The sequence below is a fragment of the Salifodinibacter halophilus genome, from assembly GCA_012999515.1.
Classification (GTDB): domain Bacteria; phylum Pseudomonadota; class Gammaproteobacteria; order Nevskiales; family Salinisphaeraceae; genus Salifodinibacter; species Salifodinibacter halophilus.
Genome location: JABEEB010000502.1, coordinates 1 through 249, shown reverse-complemented (window position 1 = coordinate 249; position 249 = coordinate 1). Strand labels below are relative to the sequence as shown.

Genomic DNA, 249 nt, shown 5'->3' with positions numbered 1-249 from the left:
CGGGGCGCTCGCGGAGGTCCCGCTTCAGGTCGTCGACGAGCTTCATCGGCTCTTCTGTCATCTGGAAGCCGAGGCCGGCGTTGATGGTCGTCTCCGTCCGCGGGAAGTACCAGACGTAGCCCGCGGCGACCTCGGCGGGCTTGAACACGAGCGCGTCCGACCACTCGACGGGGTCGGGGACCTCGACGACCTCGCGGTACGCCGACGAGAAGTGCGTGTAGGAGACGTTCGTGTCGAAGGTGGTCTCGG

The 249-nt window shown here is 67.5% G+C and carries 1 protein-coding gene; it reads right to left on the bottom strand.

Features of this window, described 5'->3' with window-relative positions:
- Positions 1–249 (bottom strand): electron transfer flavoprotein (locus HKX41_12620; GenBank protein NNC24978.1); only part of this gene is annotated, 249 nt, incomplete at both ends.